Origin of the sequence: Agrobacterium sp. 10MFCol1.1 (genome assembly GCF_000381165.1) — a bacterium.
In the GTDB taxonomy this organism is placed as follows: domain Bacteria; phylum Pseudomonadota; class Alphaproteobacteria; order Rhizobiales; family Rhizobiaceae; genus Agrobacterium; species Agrobacterium tumefaciens.
Map to the genome: position 1 here is coordinate 729,694 of NZ_KB906072.1, position 16,055 is coordinate 745,748.

19 protein-coding genes are annotated in these 16,055 nt (G+C 57.7%); 8 read left to right on the forward strand and 11 right to left on the reverse strand.

Annotated elements, in window-relative coordinates:
• Window positions 1–4: 4 nt before the first annotated feature.
• From pheS to infC, 5 genes are all read right to left on the reverse strand, one after another.
• Window positions 5–1,087, reverse strand: a complete 1,083-nt coding sequence (pheS, locus tag F617_RS0103795; RefSeq protein WP_019564478.1) for a phenylalanine--tRNA ligase subunit alpha — start codon at window positions 1,085–1,087, stop codon at window positions 5–7.
• Complete coding sequence (locus F617_RS0103800; RefSeq protein WP_019564479.1) at window positions 1,080–1,958, reverse strand: lipopolysaccharide kinase InaA family protein; 879 nt, start codon at window positions 1,956–1,958, stop codon at window positions 1,080–1,082. Before F617_RS0103800 ends, pheS begins: the two co-directional genes overlap by 8 nt.
• A gap of 165 nt (window positions 1,959–2,123) precedes the next feature.
• A complete protein-coding gene (gene rplT, locus F617_RS0103805; RefSeq protein ID WP_003514622.1) occupies window positions 2,124–2,528 on the reverse strand; it encodes a 50S ribosomal protein L20 in 405 nt (134 codons plus the stop codon).
• Between the two features lie 40 nt (window positions 2,529–2,568).
• The gene (rpmI, locus tag F617_RS0103810) at window positions 2,569–2,772 is read right to left on the reverse strand and encodes a 50S ribosomal protein L35 (RefSeq protein WP_003493355.1); all 204 of its coding nucleotides are present in this window, start codon (window positions 2,770–2,772) and stop codon (window positions 2,569–2,571) included.
• Between the two features lie 194 nt (window positions 2,773–2,966).
• Window positions 2,967–3,503 (reverse strand): translation initiation factor IF-3, encoded by a 537-nt coding sequence (infC, locus tag F617_RS0103815; protein ID WP_060641871.1) that lies wholly within the window; start codon window positions 3,501–3,503, stop codon window positions 2,967–2,969.
• Between the two features lie 187 nt (window positions 3,504–3,690).
• Here infC and F617_RS0103820 point away from each other — a divergent pair, with 187 nt between their 5' ends.
• On the forward strand, window positions 3,691–4,479 hold the full coding sequence (locus F617_RS0103820; protein ID WP_019564481.1) for a carboxylesterase: 789 nt from the start codon (window positions 3,691–3,693) through the stop codon (window positions 4,477–4,479).
• A 118-nt stretch (window positions 4,480–4,597) separates the two neighbouring features.
• Entirely contained in the window at window positions 4,598–5,212 is a 615-nt protein-coding gene (locus tag F617_RS0103825; protein ID WP_003514617.1) for a transglutaminase-like cysteine peptidase, read from the forward strand.
• Window positions 5,213–5,275: 63 nt separating this feature from the next.
• On the opposite strand, the gene mbfA is transcribed toward F617_RS0103825, so the two are convergent.
• Entirely contained in the window at window positions 5,276–6,259 is a 984-nt protein-coding gene (gene mbfA, locus F617_RS0103830; protein ID WP_003514615.1) for an iron exporter MbfA, read from the reverse strand.
• Window positions 6,260–6,399: 140 nt separating this feature from the next.
• On the opposite strand from mbfA, the gene F617_RS0103835 reads away from it, so the two are divergent.
• Entirely contained in the window at window positions 6,400–6,873 is a 474-nt protein-coding gene (locus F617_RS0103835) for a group III truncated hemoglobin (protein WP_019564482.1), read from the forward strand.
• A gap of 138 nt (window positions 6,874–7,011) precedes the next feature.
• On the forward strand, window positions 7,012–8,115 hold the full coding sequence (locus F617_RS0103840; protein WP_003514611.1) for a TRAP transporter substrate-binding protein: 1,104 nt from the start codon (window positions 7,012–7,014) through the stop codon (window positions 8,113–8,115).
• A gap of 3 nt (window positions 8,116–8,118) precedes the next feature.
• Here the strand turns inward: F617_RS0103840 and F617_RS0103845 are convergent, their stop codons facing one another.
• The gene (locus F617_RS0103845) at window positions 8,119–9,207 is read right to left on the reverse strand and encodes a helix-turn-helix transcriptional regulator (protein ID WP_019564483.1); all 1,089 of its coding nucleotides are present in this window, start codon (window positions 9,205–9,207) and stop codon (window positions 8,119–8,121) included.
• Between the two features lie 143 nt (window positions 9,208–9,350).
• Between F617_RS0103845 and F617_RS0103850 the strand changes: the two genes are divergently transcribed.
• Window positions 9,351–10,427 (forward strand): serine aminopeptidase domain-containing protein, encoded by a 1,077-nt coding sequence (locus tag F617_RS0103850; RefSeq protein ID WP_019564484.1) that lies wholly within the window; start codon window positions 9,351–9,353, stop codon window positions 10,425–10,427.
• Between the two features lie 10 nt (window positions 10,428–10,437).
• Here the strand turns inward: F617_RS0103850 and F617_RS0103855 are convergent, their stop codons facing one another.
• From F617_RS0103855 to F617_RS0103865, 3 genes are all read right to left on the reverse strand, one after another.
• Window positions 10,438–10,956: a GNAT family N-acetyltransferase gene (locus F617_RS0103855; protein ID WP_019564485.1), complete on the reverse strand. Its 519-nt coding sequence runs from the start codon at window positions 10,954–10,956 to the stop codon at window positions 10,438–10,440.
• Between the two features lie 22 nt (window positions 10,957–10,978).
• Entirely contained in the window at window positions 10,979–11,560 is a 582-nt protein-coding gene (locus tag F617_RS0103860) for a helix-turn-helix domain-containing protein (protein ID WP_019564486.1), read from the reverse strand.
• A 95-nt stretch (window positions 11,561–11,655) separates the two neighbouring features.
• Entirely contained in the window at window positions 11,656–12,057 is a 402-nt protein-coding gene (locus F617_RS0103865; RefSeq protein WP_003514602.1) for a ketosteroid isomerase-related protein, read from the reverse strand.
• 73 nt (window positions 12,058–12,130) lie between these two features.
• Here F617_RS0103865 and F617_RS0103870 point away from each other — a divergent pair, with 73 nt between their 5' ends.
• The 3 genes from F617_RS0103870 to lepA all read left to right on the forward strand — a co-directional run bounded on the left by F617_RS0103870 (window position 12,131) and on the right by lepA (window position 15,505).
• Window positions 12,131–12,739 carry a hypothetical protein gene (locus F617_RS0103870; protein ID WP_003514600.1) on the forward strand — a complete coding sequence of 203 codons (609 nt, stop codon included), beginning with the start codon at window positions 12,131–12,133 and terminating at the stop codon, window positions 12,737–12,739.
• Window positions 12,736–13,605, forward strand: coding sequence for a carbon-nitrogen hydrolase family protein (locus F617_RS0103875; protein WP_019564487.1), 870 nt, complete (start codon window positions 12,736–12,738; stop codon window positions 13,603–13,605). The genes F617_RS0103870 and F617_RS0103875 overlap by 4 nt, the downstream gene beginning before the upstream one ends.
• A gap of 61 nt (window positions 13,606–13,666) precedes the next feature.
• Window positions 13,667–15,505, forward strand: coding sequence for a translation elongation factor 4 (lepA, locus tag F617_RS0103880; RefSeq protein WP_025592156.1), 1,839 nt, complete (start codon window positions 13,667–13,669; stop codon window positions 15,503–15,505).
• A gap of 71 nt (window positions 15,506–15,576) precedes the next feature.
• On the opposite strand, the gene F617_RS0103885 is transcribed toward lepA, so the two are convergent.
• Entirely contained in the window at window positions 15,577–15,984 is a 408-nt protein-coding gene (locus F617_RS0103885; protein ID WP_003514594.1) for a DUF2000 family protein, read from the reverse strand.
• Between the last annotated feature and the right edge of the window lie 71 nt (window positions 15,985–16,055).

Sequence of the window (16,055 nt, forward strand, 5' to 3'; positions counted from 1 at the left end):
CGGATTAAACGCTCAAACCGCCGAACAGCGTCGGCATGTCGAGCGGGCGGAAGCCGTAGTGGTTCATCCAGCGGACATCGGCGTTGAAGAAGTCACGCAGGTCCGGCATGCCGTATTTCAGCATGGCGATGCGGTCGAGGCCCATGCCCCAGGCAAAGCCCTGATATTCATCCGGGTCCAGACCGCCGGCGCGCAGCACATTCGGGTGCACCATGCCGCAGCCAAGGATTTCCATCCAGTCGTTGCCTTCGCCGAACTTGACGATCGGGCCGGAGCGGTCGCACTGAATATCCACCTCGAAGCTCGGCTCCGTGAAGGGGAAGAACGACGGGCGGAAGCGCATGACAACGCTATCCACCTCAAAGAAGGTCTTGCAGAACTCTTCAAGTACCCAGCGCAGATTGCCAACATGGGCCTTCTTGTCGATCACCAGACCTTCGACCTGATGGAACATCGGCGAATGGGTGGCATCGGAATCCTGACGATAGGTCTTGCCCGGAATGACGATGCGGATCGGCGGCTTCTGGCTTTCCATGGTGCGAATCTGCACCGGCGAGGTGTGCGTGCGCAGCACCTTGCGCTCGCCGTTTTCATTCGGCTGGAAGAAGAAGGTGTCATGCATTTCGCGAGCCGGATGGCCTTCAGGGAAATTCAGCGCCGTGAAGTTGTAATAGTCCGTTTCGATATCCGGACCTTCGGCGATCGAGAAGCCCATATCCGCAAAGATCGCGGTGATTTCATCGACGATCTGGCTGATCGGATGAATGCGGCCGCGCTCGGTCGGAGACTGGCGGACCGGCAGGCTGACATCAAGCGTTTCCGCCTTCAGGCGGGCGGCAATCGCGGCATCTTTCAGGCCGCTCTTGCGTTCACCGATCAGATCGGTGATTTCGGTCTTGAGCTGGTTGATGGCAGCGCCCCGGGTCTGGCGCTCTTCCGGCGTCATCGACCCCAGCGTCTTCAGAAGCTCCGAAACCGAGCCCTTCTTGCCAAGCGCGGAGACGCGCACGGCTTCGATGGCCGGCTCATCGGCGGCGGCGGCGATCTCCGACATCAGTTGCGATTTCAAGGTATCAAGTTCAGTCATCTTTTCCTGCCTTGCCGGTATTTTTAACAGCGGCTTCGGGGTTCACAGCATTCATCAGATAGTCGGTCGCCATGATAAAGCGTCGCAGATCACTACCCATCCGCACGCGCCCGATCAACCGGGCAAGCGGTAAAAATCGCCCCAGAATGCCGATCAGACGGCACAATTCTTCAAGCGCCCGCGGCGGGGCGTTTTCACGCCAGCGGGCAAAGGCGGCGTCGCAGGTTTTAGGCGCATCGCAGGCGCGGGTCGCGACCTGCAAAAACAGCAGCCAGATATCGCGCGCCTGCGCCGTCTCCAGCGGCATGACCTCCTGAGGGCGCTCCTCGAAATCCATGAAACCGATACGGTCGTCTTTTAAAAAGAAGTCACGCACATGCGGGCGGCCGTGGCAGAGGCCCGCCGCATGCAGCTCGCCAAGCGCTTCTGCGGATTTCACAAGCAAGGCGTCATGTTGCACCGGATCGGACGCCTTTAGCGCATCCATCCGCTCCATGAGCGTCGGACCGACATCTCCCAGCACCATTGCTGTGCGCGACGAGTAGATCAGCGGCGGAACCGGGAAACCGCCTTGCTGGAACTGCTGCAACGTTTCCAGTTCTCGCTGCATGAGGCCCGCGCCGTCCAGCGGTTCAGAAGGGCGAAGAAAAGCATAAGGCAGAAGTTTTGACAGCAGCTTCTGCATTTTCATCCACCAGGTCACACGTTCCGTGCCCTGCCGTTTGATCCACACCGTCAATTGCGAGAGCTCGACCTTTTGAATGCGCCGGTCACTTTTCAGGAGGACGCGCATCAGGGTTGCGATGTCGTCATCGTCGAGATGAACGCGAAAGCCTTCTGCTTCCACAACCTGAATTTTATTGACCAGCATTTCCGTCCACCAAGGATTTCGCTTCAAACGGCGTGAATACTCCAACTCTTCTAAATTTCTAAATTAAAAAACGCCGATAGAGCTGTATCAGAAACTGAAAACGAAAAACCCGCGCCGGAGGACCGGCGCGGGTTTCAAATGAACAACAGATTGTCCGCGCCGTAATTACTTTACAGCGGTTTCAAACTCGTTGGTCGTACCAGCTTCCTTGAGGTACTCAAGAGCCTTCTTAGCGGTCTCGACGAGCACGCCGAATGCTGCCGGCTCATGGATAGCCATGTCGGACAGAACCTTGCGGTCAACTTCGATACCAGCCTTGTTCAGGCCGTCGATGAAGCGGCCGTAGGTCAGGCCGAATTCGCGAACAGCAGCGTTGATACGCTGGATCCACAGAGCGCGGAAGTTGCGCTTGTTGACCTTGCGGTCGCGGTAAGCGTACTGCTTGGAACGATCCACAGCAGCCTTTGCTGCGCGGATGGTGTTCTTGCGGCGGCCGTAGAAGCCCTTGGCTGCCTTGAGTGTCTTGGTGTGCTTGGCGCGGGAAGTTACGCCACGTTTTACGCGTGCCATGTCATGATCTCCTTAAAGTGTCCAAAAGTGCGGAAAAGTCTCAGAGACCGTTCGGCAGGTAGTTCTTGACGACTTTTTTGCCGTCAGCTTCGGCGAGAACCATGGTTCCACGCGCGTCGCGAATGAACTTGTTGGTACGCTTGATCATGCCGTGGCGCTTACCGGCGGCGGCTGCAACAACCTTGCCGGTGGCGGTGATCTTGAACCGCTTTTTTGCAGCGGACTTCGTCTTCATCTTGGGCATTTTGCTACTCCGTGTTTTTGTATCGAAACAGGCAGACGAGGCCTATTTCAAGCTATTCAGGAACGGCCTCGGCATGCCCTGCCGGACCGTTCGGACGCGCGCTTATAACCGCAGTCGGTTAAAAGCGCAACGGGGAATACGAACTTCCCCTTGCGGTGGTGCTTCATGCCGCCCAGGCGGTGTGCGCGAAAGAGTTATTTCGGCGCGAGAACCATCATCATCTGACGGCCTTCCAGCTTCGGCTCGGCTTCAACCTTGGCAATCGCCTGGGTATCTTCCTTCACTTGGAGGAGAAGCTTCATGCCGAGTTCCTGGTGGGCCATTTCGCGGCCGCGGAACTTCAGCGTCACCTTCACCTTGTCACCCTCGTCAAAGAAACGGTTCATCGCCTTCATCTTCACGTCATAGTCATGCGTGTCGATGTTGGGGCGCATCTTGATTTCCTTGACCTCGACGATCTTCTGTTTCTTGCGCGCTTCAGCGGCTTTTTTCTGGGTCGAGTATTTAAGCTTGCCGAGATCGAGGATCTTGCATACCGGCGGTTCAGCGTTCGGCGAAATCTCAACGAGATCGAGACCGGCATCCTCCGCCATTTTCAAAGCCTGGTCCGTCGGCATGCTACCGAGGTTCTGGCCCTCTTCATCAATAAGCTGAACTCTGGGAACCCGGATTTCCCGGTTGGAGCGCGGGCCCTCCTTGACGGGGGCATCGGCTTTGAAAGGTCTGCGAATGGTCGTATTCTCCTGATCTGTTTCTGGATCACATCGGCAAAAAACAGCTTGTTTGGTACAAGCGGCGGAAATGTCGTTATTGCCGTGGCGAAGTCAATAGCATATCTGCCCGAAAAGATCACCTGTTGTCACGGTTTTTGCAAATACGCCGCCTTTGTTGCGCGAAATTCAGGAGAATTGCATATACATGACTGAACAAGCCGCTGAATTCCTGCGTGTAGGCATGGGCGACGACGCCCGCGACATCGCCGTCCTTCATCGCCCGGCAACTTCACGAGAAGATGCACCCACGCTTGTCTGGCTCGGCGGTTACCGTTCCGACATGACGGGAACCAAGGCGGTGGAACTCGACCGCTTTGCAGCGGAAAACGGCATTGCGTGCCTGCGGCTCGATTATTCCGGGCACGGCGCTTCCGGCGGTGACTTCCAAAAAGGCACGATTTCAAGATGGCTGGAAGAGGCACTTGCCGTCGTGCGCGAAAAGGCGCCATCGCGCGTCGTCCTTATCGGTTCGTCGATGGGTGGATGGATCGCGCTGCGCATGGTCGAGGAACTGCGCAAGGCTGGCGGCACGCCGTCCGTCGCTGGTCTGGTCCTCATTGCGCCAGCCCCCGATTTCACGGCGGACCTGATAGAGCCGAGCCTCACGGATGCGGAAAAACGGTCGCTTGAAGAAAAAGGTTATTTCGAGGAACATTCGGAATACAGCCCCGAGCCGAACATCTTTACGCGCGCGCTGATGGAAGACGGGCAGCAGAACCGCGTCCTCACCGGCATCATTACCACGGGCTGCCCGGTTCACATCCTGCAGGGAATGCGCGATCCCGATGTTCCCTATCAGCATGCGCTGAAGCTCCTCGAACATCTTCCTGCTGACGACGTCGTCTTGACGCTGATCCGCGATGGCGACCACCGGCTGTCCCGGCCGCAGGATATCGACAGGATGCTGGCTGCCGTCAAAGCCCTTGCAACATAGGCATTTGCGCAACGATCTTAACCATATTTAACGAGTCTTGCGCGCCGCCGATGGCTAGTGATTGACTCCTGCCCCCCAACCCTCTTAACTTTTCATTAAGAATTAAGGGACGGGTTTCATGATGAACGCACCGCTGGCGCGTGCGCTGCTGTTTGCAGTTGCCGCCGGGCTATTGACTGCTGCCTCCGCCGTGGCGGAAACCAAGGGAAGCCCTTCCATGGTGACGGGCGGGATCACATCCCAGCCGATCGGCCATTATGAGTTCTGCCAGAAATACGCGAGCGAGTGCAACATTCGAAGCAAGCTGACGCCGCCACCACGCGTCACCGAGTATGGCTGGGGTGTAGTTCGCGAGATCAACACATCCGTCAACACCTCGATCGTCGCCATGACCGACATGGAAATCTACGGCAAGGAAGAAGTCTGGGAATATCCCACGACCGCTGGCGATTGTGAGGACTTCGTGCTGCTGAAGCGCAAGAAGCTGATCGAGCGTGGGTTTTCCGTTGCTGACCTGCTGATCACTGTCGTGCGCAAGCCTGATGGCGAGGGCCACGCCGTGCTGACGCTCCGCACCACCGATGGCGATTATATTCTCGACAATCTCACCGACGACGTGAAGCTCTGGACCGACACCAACTACACTTATCTGAAGCGGCAGGCGTCCTTCAATTCGGGCCGTTGGGTTTCCATCGAGGATGGCCGCGACGTTCTGGTCGGCGCATTGCGCTGATCGACAGATATTATAGGCTCAATGCAGAAAGCCCGCAGCAAACGCTGCGGGCTTTTTTATTCACTAGGCGTTGCCGATGATGATACCCGCGGCCAGCACCAGCGAACCGCCGAGCACTACCTGAAACACTGCCCGCAGGAACGGCGTTTCCATGAAGCGGTTCTGAATAAAGGCGATGGCCCAGAGTTCCACGAAGACGACGACCGCGGCGATGGCCGTTGCTGTCCAGAAATGCGGAATGAGATAGGGCAGCGCATGGCCAAGGCCACCAACGGCCGTCATGATGCCTGAGGCGAGACCGCGCTTTACCGGAGAGCCACGACCGGAAAGCTTGCCATCATCATGGGCCGCCTCGGTGAAGCCCATGGAAATACCCGCGCCAACGGAGGCCGAAAGGCCGATCAGGAAGGTTTGCCACGTATCCTGCGTGGCGAAGGCGGCTGCGAAGATCGGCGCCAGCGTCGATACGGAACCATCCATCAGTCCCGCAAGACCCGGCTGCACGAAGGTCAGAAGAAATTGCCGCTTTGCGGTTTCCGCCTCTTCTGTCTTGCCGTTTTCGTCGAGATGTTTCTCTTCCAGCATCTGCGCGATGTCTTCGTGACCACGCTCCGCCTCGGCCAGATCGCCGAGCAGCTTGCGGGTCGAGGCATCGCTGGTGCGCTTGACAGCCTCATCGTAAAAACGGATCGCCTGGGCCTCCATCAATTCCGCCTGCGCACGAATTTTGTCGAGCGACAGGTTCTTCACCAGCCAGTCCGGCGTGCGCTCGTAAAAGCCACGCACATGCTCACGGCGGATCAGGGGGATCGTTTCCCCAAATCGCCTGCGGTGCATGTCGATCAGCACGTTTCGATGCTGCTGCTCCACCTCGGCCATATCATCGAAGATTTTTGCGGATTGCGGATATTGCGCGCGCAGATGATCGGCATAAGAGCGGTAGATGCGGGAATCGTCTTCTTCGGACGAGATGGCAAGTGCGAGGATTTCCTGTTCGCCAAGCGAGGAGAACGGGCGTTTGGACAGGGAAAAAAGACTGCGGAACATGGCTGGAACCTCTTTAGAATAATTCTAAATACATCCTGGTCATGTCACAATCAAGCCTTTTAGAATTATTCTAATATGCCAAAGGGTCGCATTGCGGAGTGTCGAAGAGCCACGTAGGTTCTGCCGCAAAAGGAAGCACAATGCAGGACCAGATCGCGGCAAAGGCCGCCCACAACGCGGAAATTCAGAACAGGGCGGAAAAGGCCATGGCGGCTATCGGCATCGACGCCGGTTTCATCGACCTGCTGGTCGAGACATTTTACGGCCGCGTTCTGGAACATCCCACGCTGGGCCCTGTCTTCGATGCGCGGCTTTCCGGGCGCTGGCCGGAGCATATGGCCAGGATGAAACAGTTCTGGGCCGCCGTCGCCTTCAAGAATGGCGGCTACGGCGGCAAGCCGGTGCAGGTGCATCTTGGCGTAAAAGGCATGTCGGCGGAACTGTTCCCGCAATGGCTGGCGCTTTTTTCGGCCACCCTTGACGATATCGCGCCGAGCCCACAAGCCCATAGCTGGTTCATGGAAACTGCGGAACGTATCGCAAAAAGCCTGACGCTTTCGCTGTTTTATAATCCTGCAATGGATGATCCGGCGTTAAGACGCATGCGTCCGTAGCCCCATCCGGGCGATGATAGCAGGCCCGGCAAGTTCAAATATTCCCCTTGATGGCCGCAAGGATAAATGTTTAGTAGCCAGTGGGAGGCGTACCGTACGGTTCGCCTGTAATATGCAGACATATCAGGGCTTATCGACATGGATCGCAGATCATTTATTCGCAAGGCGGGCGCTGTTGGTGCCGGTGTTACCGCAACCGTGCTGGCCGCTCCGGCCATTGCGCAGGAAAACCCCAAAATCACCTGGCGCATGACGTCGTCATTCACCAAGGGCCTCGACATTCTATTCGGTGCCGGCCAGATCGTCGCCGATCATGTCAAGGAAGCATCCGGCGGCAACTTCGTCATCCAGCATTTCGCCGGTGGCGAAATCGTGCCGGCGCTGCAGGCAGCGGATGCGGTGACGGCCGGAACCGTCGAAATGGCGCATACCTGCTCATACTACTATGTTGGCAAGGACCCGACCTTCGCGCTCGGGACCTCGGTTCCCTTCGGTCTCAATGCACGCCAGACGAATGCATGGTTCAATCAGGCGGGCGGCAACGAGTTGCTCAATGAGTTTCTTGCCCAGCACAATATCTACTCGATCCTGCTCGGCAATACCGGCGCCCAGATGGGCGGCTGGTTCCGCAAGGAAATCAACACCATCGATGACCTGAAGGGCTTGAAAATGCGCATTGCCGGCCTGACCGGCCAGGTGATGCAGAAGGTTGGCGTGACACCGCAGCAGATCGCCGGCGGCGATGTTTACGCCGCTCTCGAAAAGGGCACCATCGATGCAACCGAATTCGTCGGTCCCTATGACGACCAGAAGCTCGGCTTCTACAAGGTTGCGAAATATTACTACTACCCCGCATGGTGGGAAGGTGGCCCAGCCGTTCATGCTTTCGTGAACCTGCAGAAGTTCAACGAGTTGCCGGAGAACTACAAGCGTATTCTGAAAGATGCCTGCGCCGCCGGCAGCGCCAGCATGCTGGAGCGTTATGACGCACGCAATCCGAAGGCTCTGAAGGAACTCGTGGCGCAGGGCGCCATCCTGCGGCCGTTCAGCCAGGAAATCCTCGACGTCTGCCACAAGGCGGCTCAGGACACCTATGCGGAGATTTCGGCCAAGAACGAAAGCTTCAAGAAGATCTACGAAAGCCAGCAGGCGTTCAAGAAGGACGCCTATCTCTGGGCACAGATCGCCGAATATACCTATGACACCTATATGATGATCCAGCAGCGCAACGGCACGCTCTGATCCTCATCTCAGTATCTTCAAACGGCCATCCGGCATCTGCCGGGTGGCCGTTTTTGTATTCGATACCAGCTTCCACACCTCGCGTTCACGCCAGTCCATCGGGCTCATGCCGGTGACGCGGCGAAATTCCCGGTTGAAGTTGGATTTGGTCTGAAAGCCGGAAGATAGCATGATCGCAGTGACCGACTGATCCGTCTCCTCCAGCAGCCGACAGGCTTCGCGGATGCGCAGCTGGTTGACATATTGCGAGACGTTAACGCCGAGCGAGCGATTGATCGCGCCCGAGATTTGCCGGCTCGGCAGACCGAGACGTTTTGCGAGCCGTGACAGGTTTAGGTTCTCATCGCGGTAGAGCGTGTGGGTCTCCATCAAGCGATCAAGCCTTTCGACAACGTCCCGGTCCTGTTGTGAAGGCGCCGGCAAAGACAACTCCGCAGCAGGCTGGGCAGCCGTTTGCGGCGCTTTGCTTTTGCCGGCAAGTGCAGCCATGAGACCGATCAGCAGAAGCCCGAGAAGATTGGCATTGCTGACAAGTGCGGCGACATTTTCTCCATGCGCCCACTCGAAATCGAAAAACACCAGAAGATCGAAGAACGCGGAAACGCAGAGAGCGACCGCGGCGACAATAAGCGCCTTATGCGCAGATGCGACGCTGGCAAATTGCGCCTCGTCCAGCCCATCCGGCCCTTTTCTTGCCAAAAGAAGCAAGGCAATGGCGTGCCCGACAAAAATCACGATCAGCGCAAAATCGATCGCAACGGGAAGGACGAACTCCAGAAAGACGACGAATAAAGGTGAAAGCACAAGACTGGCAAACATCGCTCTCCTGCTTTCAACTCCAACGCCCATCAGTCCGCGAAAGGCGATGTAGACGAGAGGCGGCAGGCAGGCAGCCAGAACAGGCAAAACATAACGCGCTTCGCTCACACCATATCCCCAGCGCAAGCCGACAAGAACGGACTGCACGGCGCAAAGCGCGATGAGCGCCAGAAACGCCCGGTTGGTTCGCATATCCTCTGCGCCTCGAAAAAAGATGATGAACATGACGACCAGCAGAAGTGCGACGACAAAAGGCAATGGAATGAAAAGCACGGATAACGATCCCGAAGCTAGGAATTACCACCCATTCATGGACCAGATCGCGTTTCGGCACGACCTTTAACGCGATCAAGGACGCATTTATTCGCCCTAAAAGGAAAACGGGAGCATCCACCTTGTCAAACGGAGAGGCTCTCATGACACTGAAAAACACCCTTGTCGCACTTCTTATGTGCGCGGCTTTTTCCCCGCAGGCATTTGCCGCAGAGGATGTCGGGCTTACAAGCATCCCTGTTCCTTCCAAGGCCCGCAACACAAACCTTGACGTTACGATCTGGTATCCGGCCAAAGGCGGAGACGGCACACCGGCGCTTTCCTCCGAGAACCGTATCTTTCAGGGAACGGCGGTTCGGAAGGACGCGACCATCAAAGACGGCCATTTCCCCCTCGTGTTGATTTCGCACGGGTCCGGCTCGCGCGCTGAAGGCATGGCCTGGATCGCCGCGAAACTCGCCAGCGAAGGTTTCATCGTCGCCGGAACCAATCATCCCGGCACGACCAGTGGTGACTCGACGCCTGCCGATACGCCGAAAATCTGGGAACGGACGAACGATCTATCCACAATCGTCACGGCCTTGACGACGGACGGCACGTGGTCGGGTGCAATCGATGCGCAACGCATCGGTGTTCTCGGCTTTTCGCTGGGCGGTAGCGCGGCGATGGAGATTGCAGGTGCACGCGCCGATCTTGACGCCTATGTGCGCTATTGTGAAGAGAATGCAGCAATGATGGATTGCCAGTGGTTTGCCGGCGGCCGGGCCTATGTCAATAACGAGCCGGTCAGCGTACCGAAGCTCGATCTCAGAACCATCGACAAGACCCGTTTCGAGCAGCAGAACCGCGATCCACGCATCCGTTCCGCCGTGTTGGTCGATCCGGGTCTGGCGCTGGCGTTCCAGCCGGACAGCCTGAGACAAATCGATATTCCGCTGACCTTCATCAATCTTGGCAGCGAAGGTAAAATACCGCCCGCTGTCCTTGCCGACGAGCTTGCAGCACAAGTGCCTGCCTCTACTTACCAACAGGTCGACGAGGCCAACCATTTCAGCTTCCTGCCCCTTTGCAAGCCGGATGCCGACGCGTTTCTCAAATCCGTTGGCGAGCGCGATCCGATCTGCGAACCGGCCGGGCCCCGCGACCGTAACGATATTCATGCACAGCTGGAAATGATGATCGTCACCGCCTTCAACCGCACGCTGAAGCCGGGTCAATAACCAGAAGAACCTAGCCGATCCTTTTGTAAAACAGGGTCGTGCCGCAATAACGCCCGTCGGGAAAAAGCGCATAGTCGGGGATGACGCCGACGCGTTCCCAGCCAAGACGGGGATAAATTGCCTCCGCATCGCTACCCGTGGCCGTATCCAGCACCAAAAGGGTACGGCCACGTTTTGCCGCTTCCTGCTCCACCTTTTCCATGAGCTTTCGTGCAAGTCCCAGCCCGCGTGCCGACCGATGCACAAGAAGCTTCATCAGATCACCGCGATGTGGCTGGTTGGGCTTGGAGGCCAGACCGACCTGCACCGTGCCCACCACTTTATCGTTTACTTCCGCCACCACATGAATGGTGCCGCCTGCTTCCACGGCATCGGCTACATCCTGCCAGAACGGCTCGGCATCTTTTGGGGAGAAAGGCAGCATGAAACCGACAGACGCGCCGCCATTAACGCAGTCGGCGATAACGTCACAAAGTTCGGGCAAGGCATTGATCGTCTCTGCCCGGTTCAATACGCGGATGGTGGCCATTAATAACTCCTGTCGGGGAAAATCAGCGCTGTCTTTGATCCAGCACGACGGCATAACGGGCAGGTTTTTCTGAGGGATTGTGGAAGACATGTCCCTCACCCACCGGCATGAAAAGGCAATCGCCGGGTTCAAGCCGGTGCACGTCTCCACCGCTCGTCATCTCCAGCACACCGTCAAAAAGCCAGACATATTGCGTCATTCCGCGGCTTGCCGCATGCGGCGGGAAACCGACCCGTGCGCCCGCCGGGAACTCGACCTCGACAATATCGACATCGGAACCGACGCGTGGCGGGGAGATGGCACGGCGCACATAACCGGTCTCCGGGTCTGTCCAGAGCTGCTGGTCACGCTTTTTCACCAGCGGTGAAACAGCCTCTTTGTCTTCGGCGAAAAAGCCGGAGAGCGACAGGCCTAGCGCTGCGCAGATGCGGGCAAGAAGCGAGGCCGTGGGGCTCGCCTCGCCACGTTCGATGCGGGAAATCATGGCGCGGCTGACGCCGGATTCGGCGGCGAGCCGGTCCAGGGTCAAACCATTTTCGGCGCGCAACGTCTTGATGCGGTCGCCGATAGAGCGTTCGAGAATATGATCTTCGTTTTCCATCATGCGAGAATACATTCTCACATGATGGAGTCAATATCTACCATAATGGAAATTACGATCGCTTTTTTATCGCTTGGTCTGCGCGCGTCAAAGATGCATCAGGCACCGACCTGGGCGATCCAATCGTTCAGATTATAGTAGTTCGTTACTCGACTAACTTTTCCATCCTTCAGGTCAAAGAATGCACCAGCCGGCAGGACGTATGTCTGGCCATCGGCTTCCGGCAGGCCTTCATCGGTTGCGAGATATTCGCCGTTCACGATGAATTCCGCAGAGGCGCGCTTACCGTCCTCGCTCGCCATGATGACCATGTCGGTGAGGTTTTCCTTATAGCAGCGGTTCATGTGCTGCATGAAGGACGCAAAAGCCGGCTTTCCGGTCTGACGCTCGCCCTGATTGATGTCATGTACCACCTCGTCGTGAAGAAGCGCCAGAAAGGCATCCATGTCCTGACGGTTGAAGGCATCGTAATAGGCGCGGATGGTCTCAGTGGCGGTCATTGTCTTCTCCGTTCAATGCTTGCGCGGGTTTTCCATGACGGTATAACCAGTGCAACCGAAAGTGAAAATGCCCATGACCGTCGAAATCAAGTCTCTTTCCGGCATCGAGGCCGCGCCCTATTTCGATGACCTTGCGCGCCTGCGGATCGAAGTGTTTCGCGCCTTTCCCTATCTCTATGACGGATCGCTGGATTACGAGCGCAAATATCTCGCCACCTATGCCGACACGAAAGGCGCGGTTTTCGTGCTGGCGCTGGATGGCGCACACGTGGTGGGCATGTCCACCGGCATGCCGATGGCTGCCGAGACCGACGAGGTGAAGGCGCCCTTCCTGAAGGCGGGTTACGATCCGGACCGGATATTTTACTTCGGCGAAAGCGTGCTTCTGCCCAGCTATCGCGGGCATGGCATCGGGGTGCGGTTCTTTGTGGAGCGGGAGGCGCATGCGAGCAAGCTCGGCTTCAACTGCTGCACCTTCTGCGCGGTCGAGCGCCCCGCCGACCACCCGCGCCGGCCATTGGATTACGTGCCGCTGAATACCTTCTGGGAAAAACGCGGCTATCGCCATCACCCGGAATTGCACACCAGCTTCACCTGGCGGGATCTAGACGAGAGCACCGAAAGCCCAAAGCCCCTGTCGTTCTGGATGAAGACCATTGCTGCCGGAGAGGAAAACAGATGACGAAACTCGCCGCCAGCCAATATGCCATCGAACTCATCGAGACATGGGAAGGCTATGCCGCCCATCTTTCCGCGATCGTGCGCGAGGCGAAAGAAAAAGGCGCCGAGCTGCTGCTGTTGCCGGAATATTCGGCCATGACGCTGACCGGGCAGTTGCCGCCGGATGCGCGCTCGGACCTACACCGCTCCATCGAAGAGATACAGCCGCTCATCCCCTCATGGGTCGAGCTTTGCGAAGAGCTGGCGCGGCAACATCAAATCCTGTTTCAGCCGGGCAGCGCGCCAGTGAAAGACAAGGACGGCAAGTTCCGCAACCGCGCATGGCTGTTCGGCCCCAACGGACTGATCGGGTATCAGGACAAGCAGATCATGACGCGGTTCGAGCGGGAGAAATGGAACATCCATGCCGGCATCGAGGGTCTGAAAGCCTTCGAGACGCCGATCGGCAGGCTCGGCATCCTCATCTGTTACGACAACGAGTTCCCGATGCTTGGCCGGAAGCTGGCCGAGCTTGGCGTCGAACTGGTTCTCGCTCCCAGCTGCACCGATACGCTGGCCGGCGCCTACCGGGTGCGCATCGGCGCGCAGGCGCGGGCATTGGAAAACCAATATACCGTTCTCTCCTCCCCCACGGCGGGTGAGGCTCCATGGTCTCCCGCCGTCGATGAAAATCGTGGCCGCGCAGCACTTTACGTGCCATCCGACTATGGCATGCCGGCATCGGGTATCGTCGCGGAAAGCGAAAGCGATGCGGTGACACACAGCACGTTGCTGATCGCCGATATCGACCTTGCTGCCGTGGCCAAGCTTAGAACCGAAGGACAAGTGGCCACCCGCCGCGACTGGCCGGAGCAGTTTGCGATCTGAAAAGCCCATTTTAAAGGGCTTTTAACCAAATTCCCGCTTTGCGGCATGAGAAGCCCCTGCTATAGCGCGGGGCATGAGCACAAATTCGACCCGCACGCCCCTGGACCATATCCGCAACTTCTCGATCGTTGCCCACATCGATCACGGCAAATCGACGCTGGCCGACCGGTTGATCCAGTCGACAGGCGGCCTTGCCGAGCGCGATATGTCGGAACAGGTTCTCGATTCGATGGATATCGAACGCGAGCGCGGCATCACCATCAAGGCCCAGACCGTGCGCCTGCACTACAAGGCGAATAACGGCGAAACCTATGTGCTGAACCTCATCGACACGCCCGGTCACGTCGACTTTGCCTATGAAGTGTCCCGCTCGCTTTCGGCCTGCGAAGGTTCGCTGCTGGTGGTGGACGCATCTCAGGGTGTGGAAGCCCAGACGCTGGCCAACGTTTATCAGGCGATCGACAACAATCACGAGTTGGTGACGGTCTTGAACAAGATCGACCTGCCGGCTGCGGAGCCCGACCGCATCAAGGAACAGATCGAGGAAGTAATAGGCATCGATGCTTCCGAAGCTGTGTTGATTTCGGCCAAGACCGGGCTTGGCATCCCCGATGTTCTCGAAGCCATCGTCAACCGCCTGCCACCGCCCAAGAGCGAAGTCGGCGAGAACGGGCCGCTCAAGGCGCTGCTCGTCGACAGCTGGTACGACACCTATTTGGGCGTCATGGTTCTCGTGCGCGTCATCGACGGCGTGCTGACCAAGGGCCAGCAGATCCGCATGATGGGTTCCGGCGCGAAATACGGCGTCGAGCGCGTTGGCGTACTTACCCCGAAGATGGTCAATGTCGACAGCCTCGGCCCCGGCGAGATCGGTTTCATCACCGCCTCGATCAAGGAAGTCGCCGATACGCGTGTTGGTGATACCATTACCGACGACAAGCGCCCGACGGCGCAGGCCCTGCCCGGCTTCAAGCCAGCGCAGCCCGTGGTTTTCTGCGGCCTCTTCCCTGTTGATGCAGCCGACTTCGAAGATCTGCGCGCGGCGGTGGGCAAGCTTCGCCTCAACGACGCCTCCTTCTCCTTCGAAATGGAATCGTCTGCCGCTCTCGGCTTTGGTTTCCGTTGCGGCTTCCTCGGTCTGCTGCATCTTGAAATCATTCAGGAACGCCTCGAGCGCGAGTTCAATCTCGATCTCGTCGCCACAGCACCTTCGGTCGTCTATGAAATGACGCTGACGGATGGCACCGAGAAGGAACTGCACAACCCGGCGGATATGCCTGATGTCGTGAAGATCAAGGAAATCCGCGAACCGTGGATCAAGGCGACGATCCTGACACCCGACGAATATCTCGGTGGTATCCTGAAACTCTGTCAGGACCGGCGCGGCCTGCAGACGGAGCTGACCTATGTCGGCAACCGCGCGATGATCACCTATGAATTGCCGCTCAACGAAGTGGTGTTCGATTTCTACGACCGCCTGAAATCCATCTCGAAGGGTTACGCCTCGTTCGACTACAACATTATCGACTATCGTGAAGGCGATCTCGTCAAGATGTCGATCCTCGTGAACGGCGACCCGGTGGACGCACTCTCCATGCTGGTCCACCGCTCGGCGGCTGACCGGCGCGGACGCGGCATGTGCGAAAAGCTGAAGGAACTCATTCCGCCACACATGTTCCAGATCCCGATCCAGGCGGCCATTGGCGGCAAGGTCATCGCCCGCGAAACCGTGCGCGCGTTGCGCAAGGACGTGACGGCGAAGTGCTACGGTGGCGATGCGACGCGTAAACGCAAACTTCTGGACAAGCAGAAGGAAGGCAAAAAGCGCATGCGCCAGTTCGGCAAGGTGGAGATTCCGCAGGAAGCTTTCATCGCTGCGCTGAAGATGAACGACGAATAAGCGGCCGCTAAATCGTCGCTGATTTGACAAGGGAGGCTCACGGCCTCCCTTTTTACATTCACGGCAGCTGCTCAGGCATGCAGCTTCGCGCCCTTGGTAATCTTGTCTACGATTTTCTTGTCCGCCCTAAGCGCCATGCCGACGACCTTTGCATTGTCGGGAGAAAATTCCGAAAACACCTGGCGGTTGGCAACATCATGACCGGTTGCGAACATTTCCTCGATATAGAGCGATGTCGTGACCTCGCGTTCCAGGGATCGCTGATGGATTTTGCGCAGTGCCTCCTGATCCGTGGCCATGACGACTATCGGCTGGACGGACAGGGGATTGTAGACGTTACCCGCCCCGTCGCGGTATGGTTCCCCGATGATCTCTCTGGTCTGGGCGACGATGCCGGACATGAGAAATGCGGTGACGTTCAGTTTTTGCCACACGGCAAGGTCATCACGAAGGATGACGGCGATCTTGGTATCAAACATGCGAACTCAATCTGGCTGTGGTTACGAAAGAGAAGCGACCCTAGCCCCTCAGGGTACGAGCGATCTTGAAC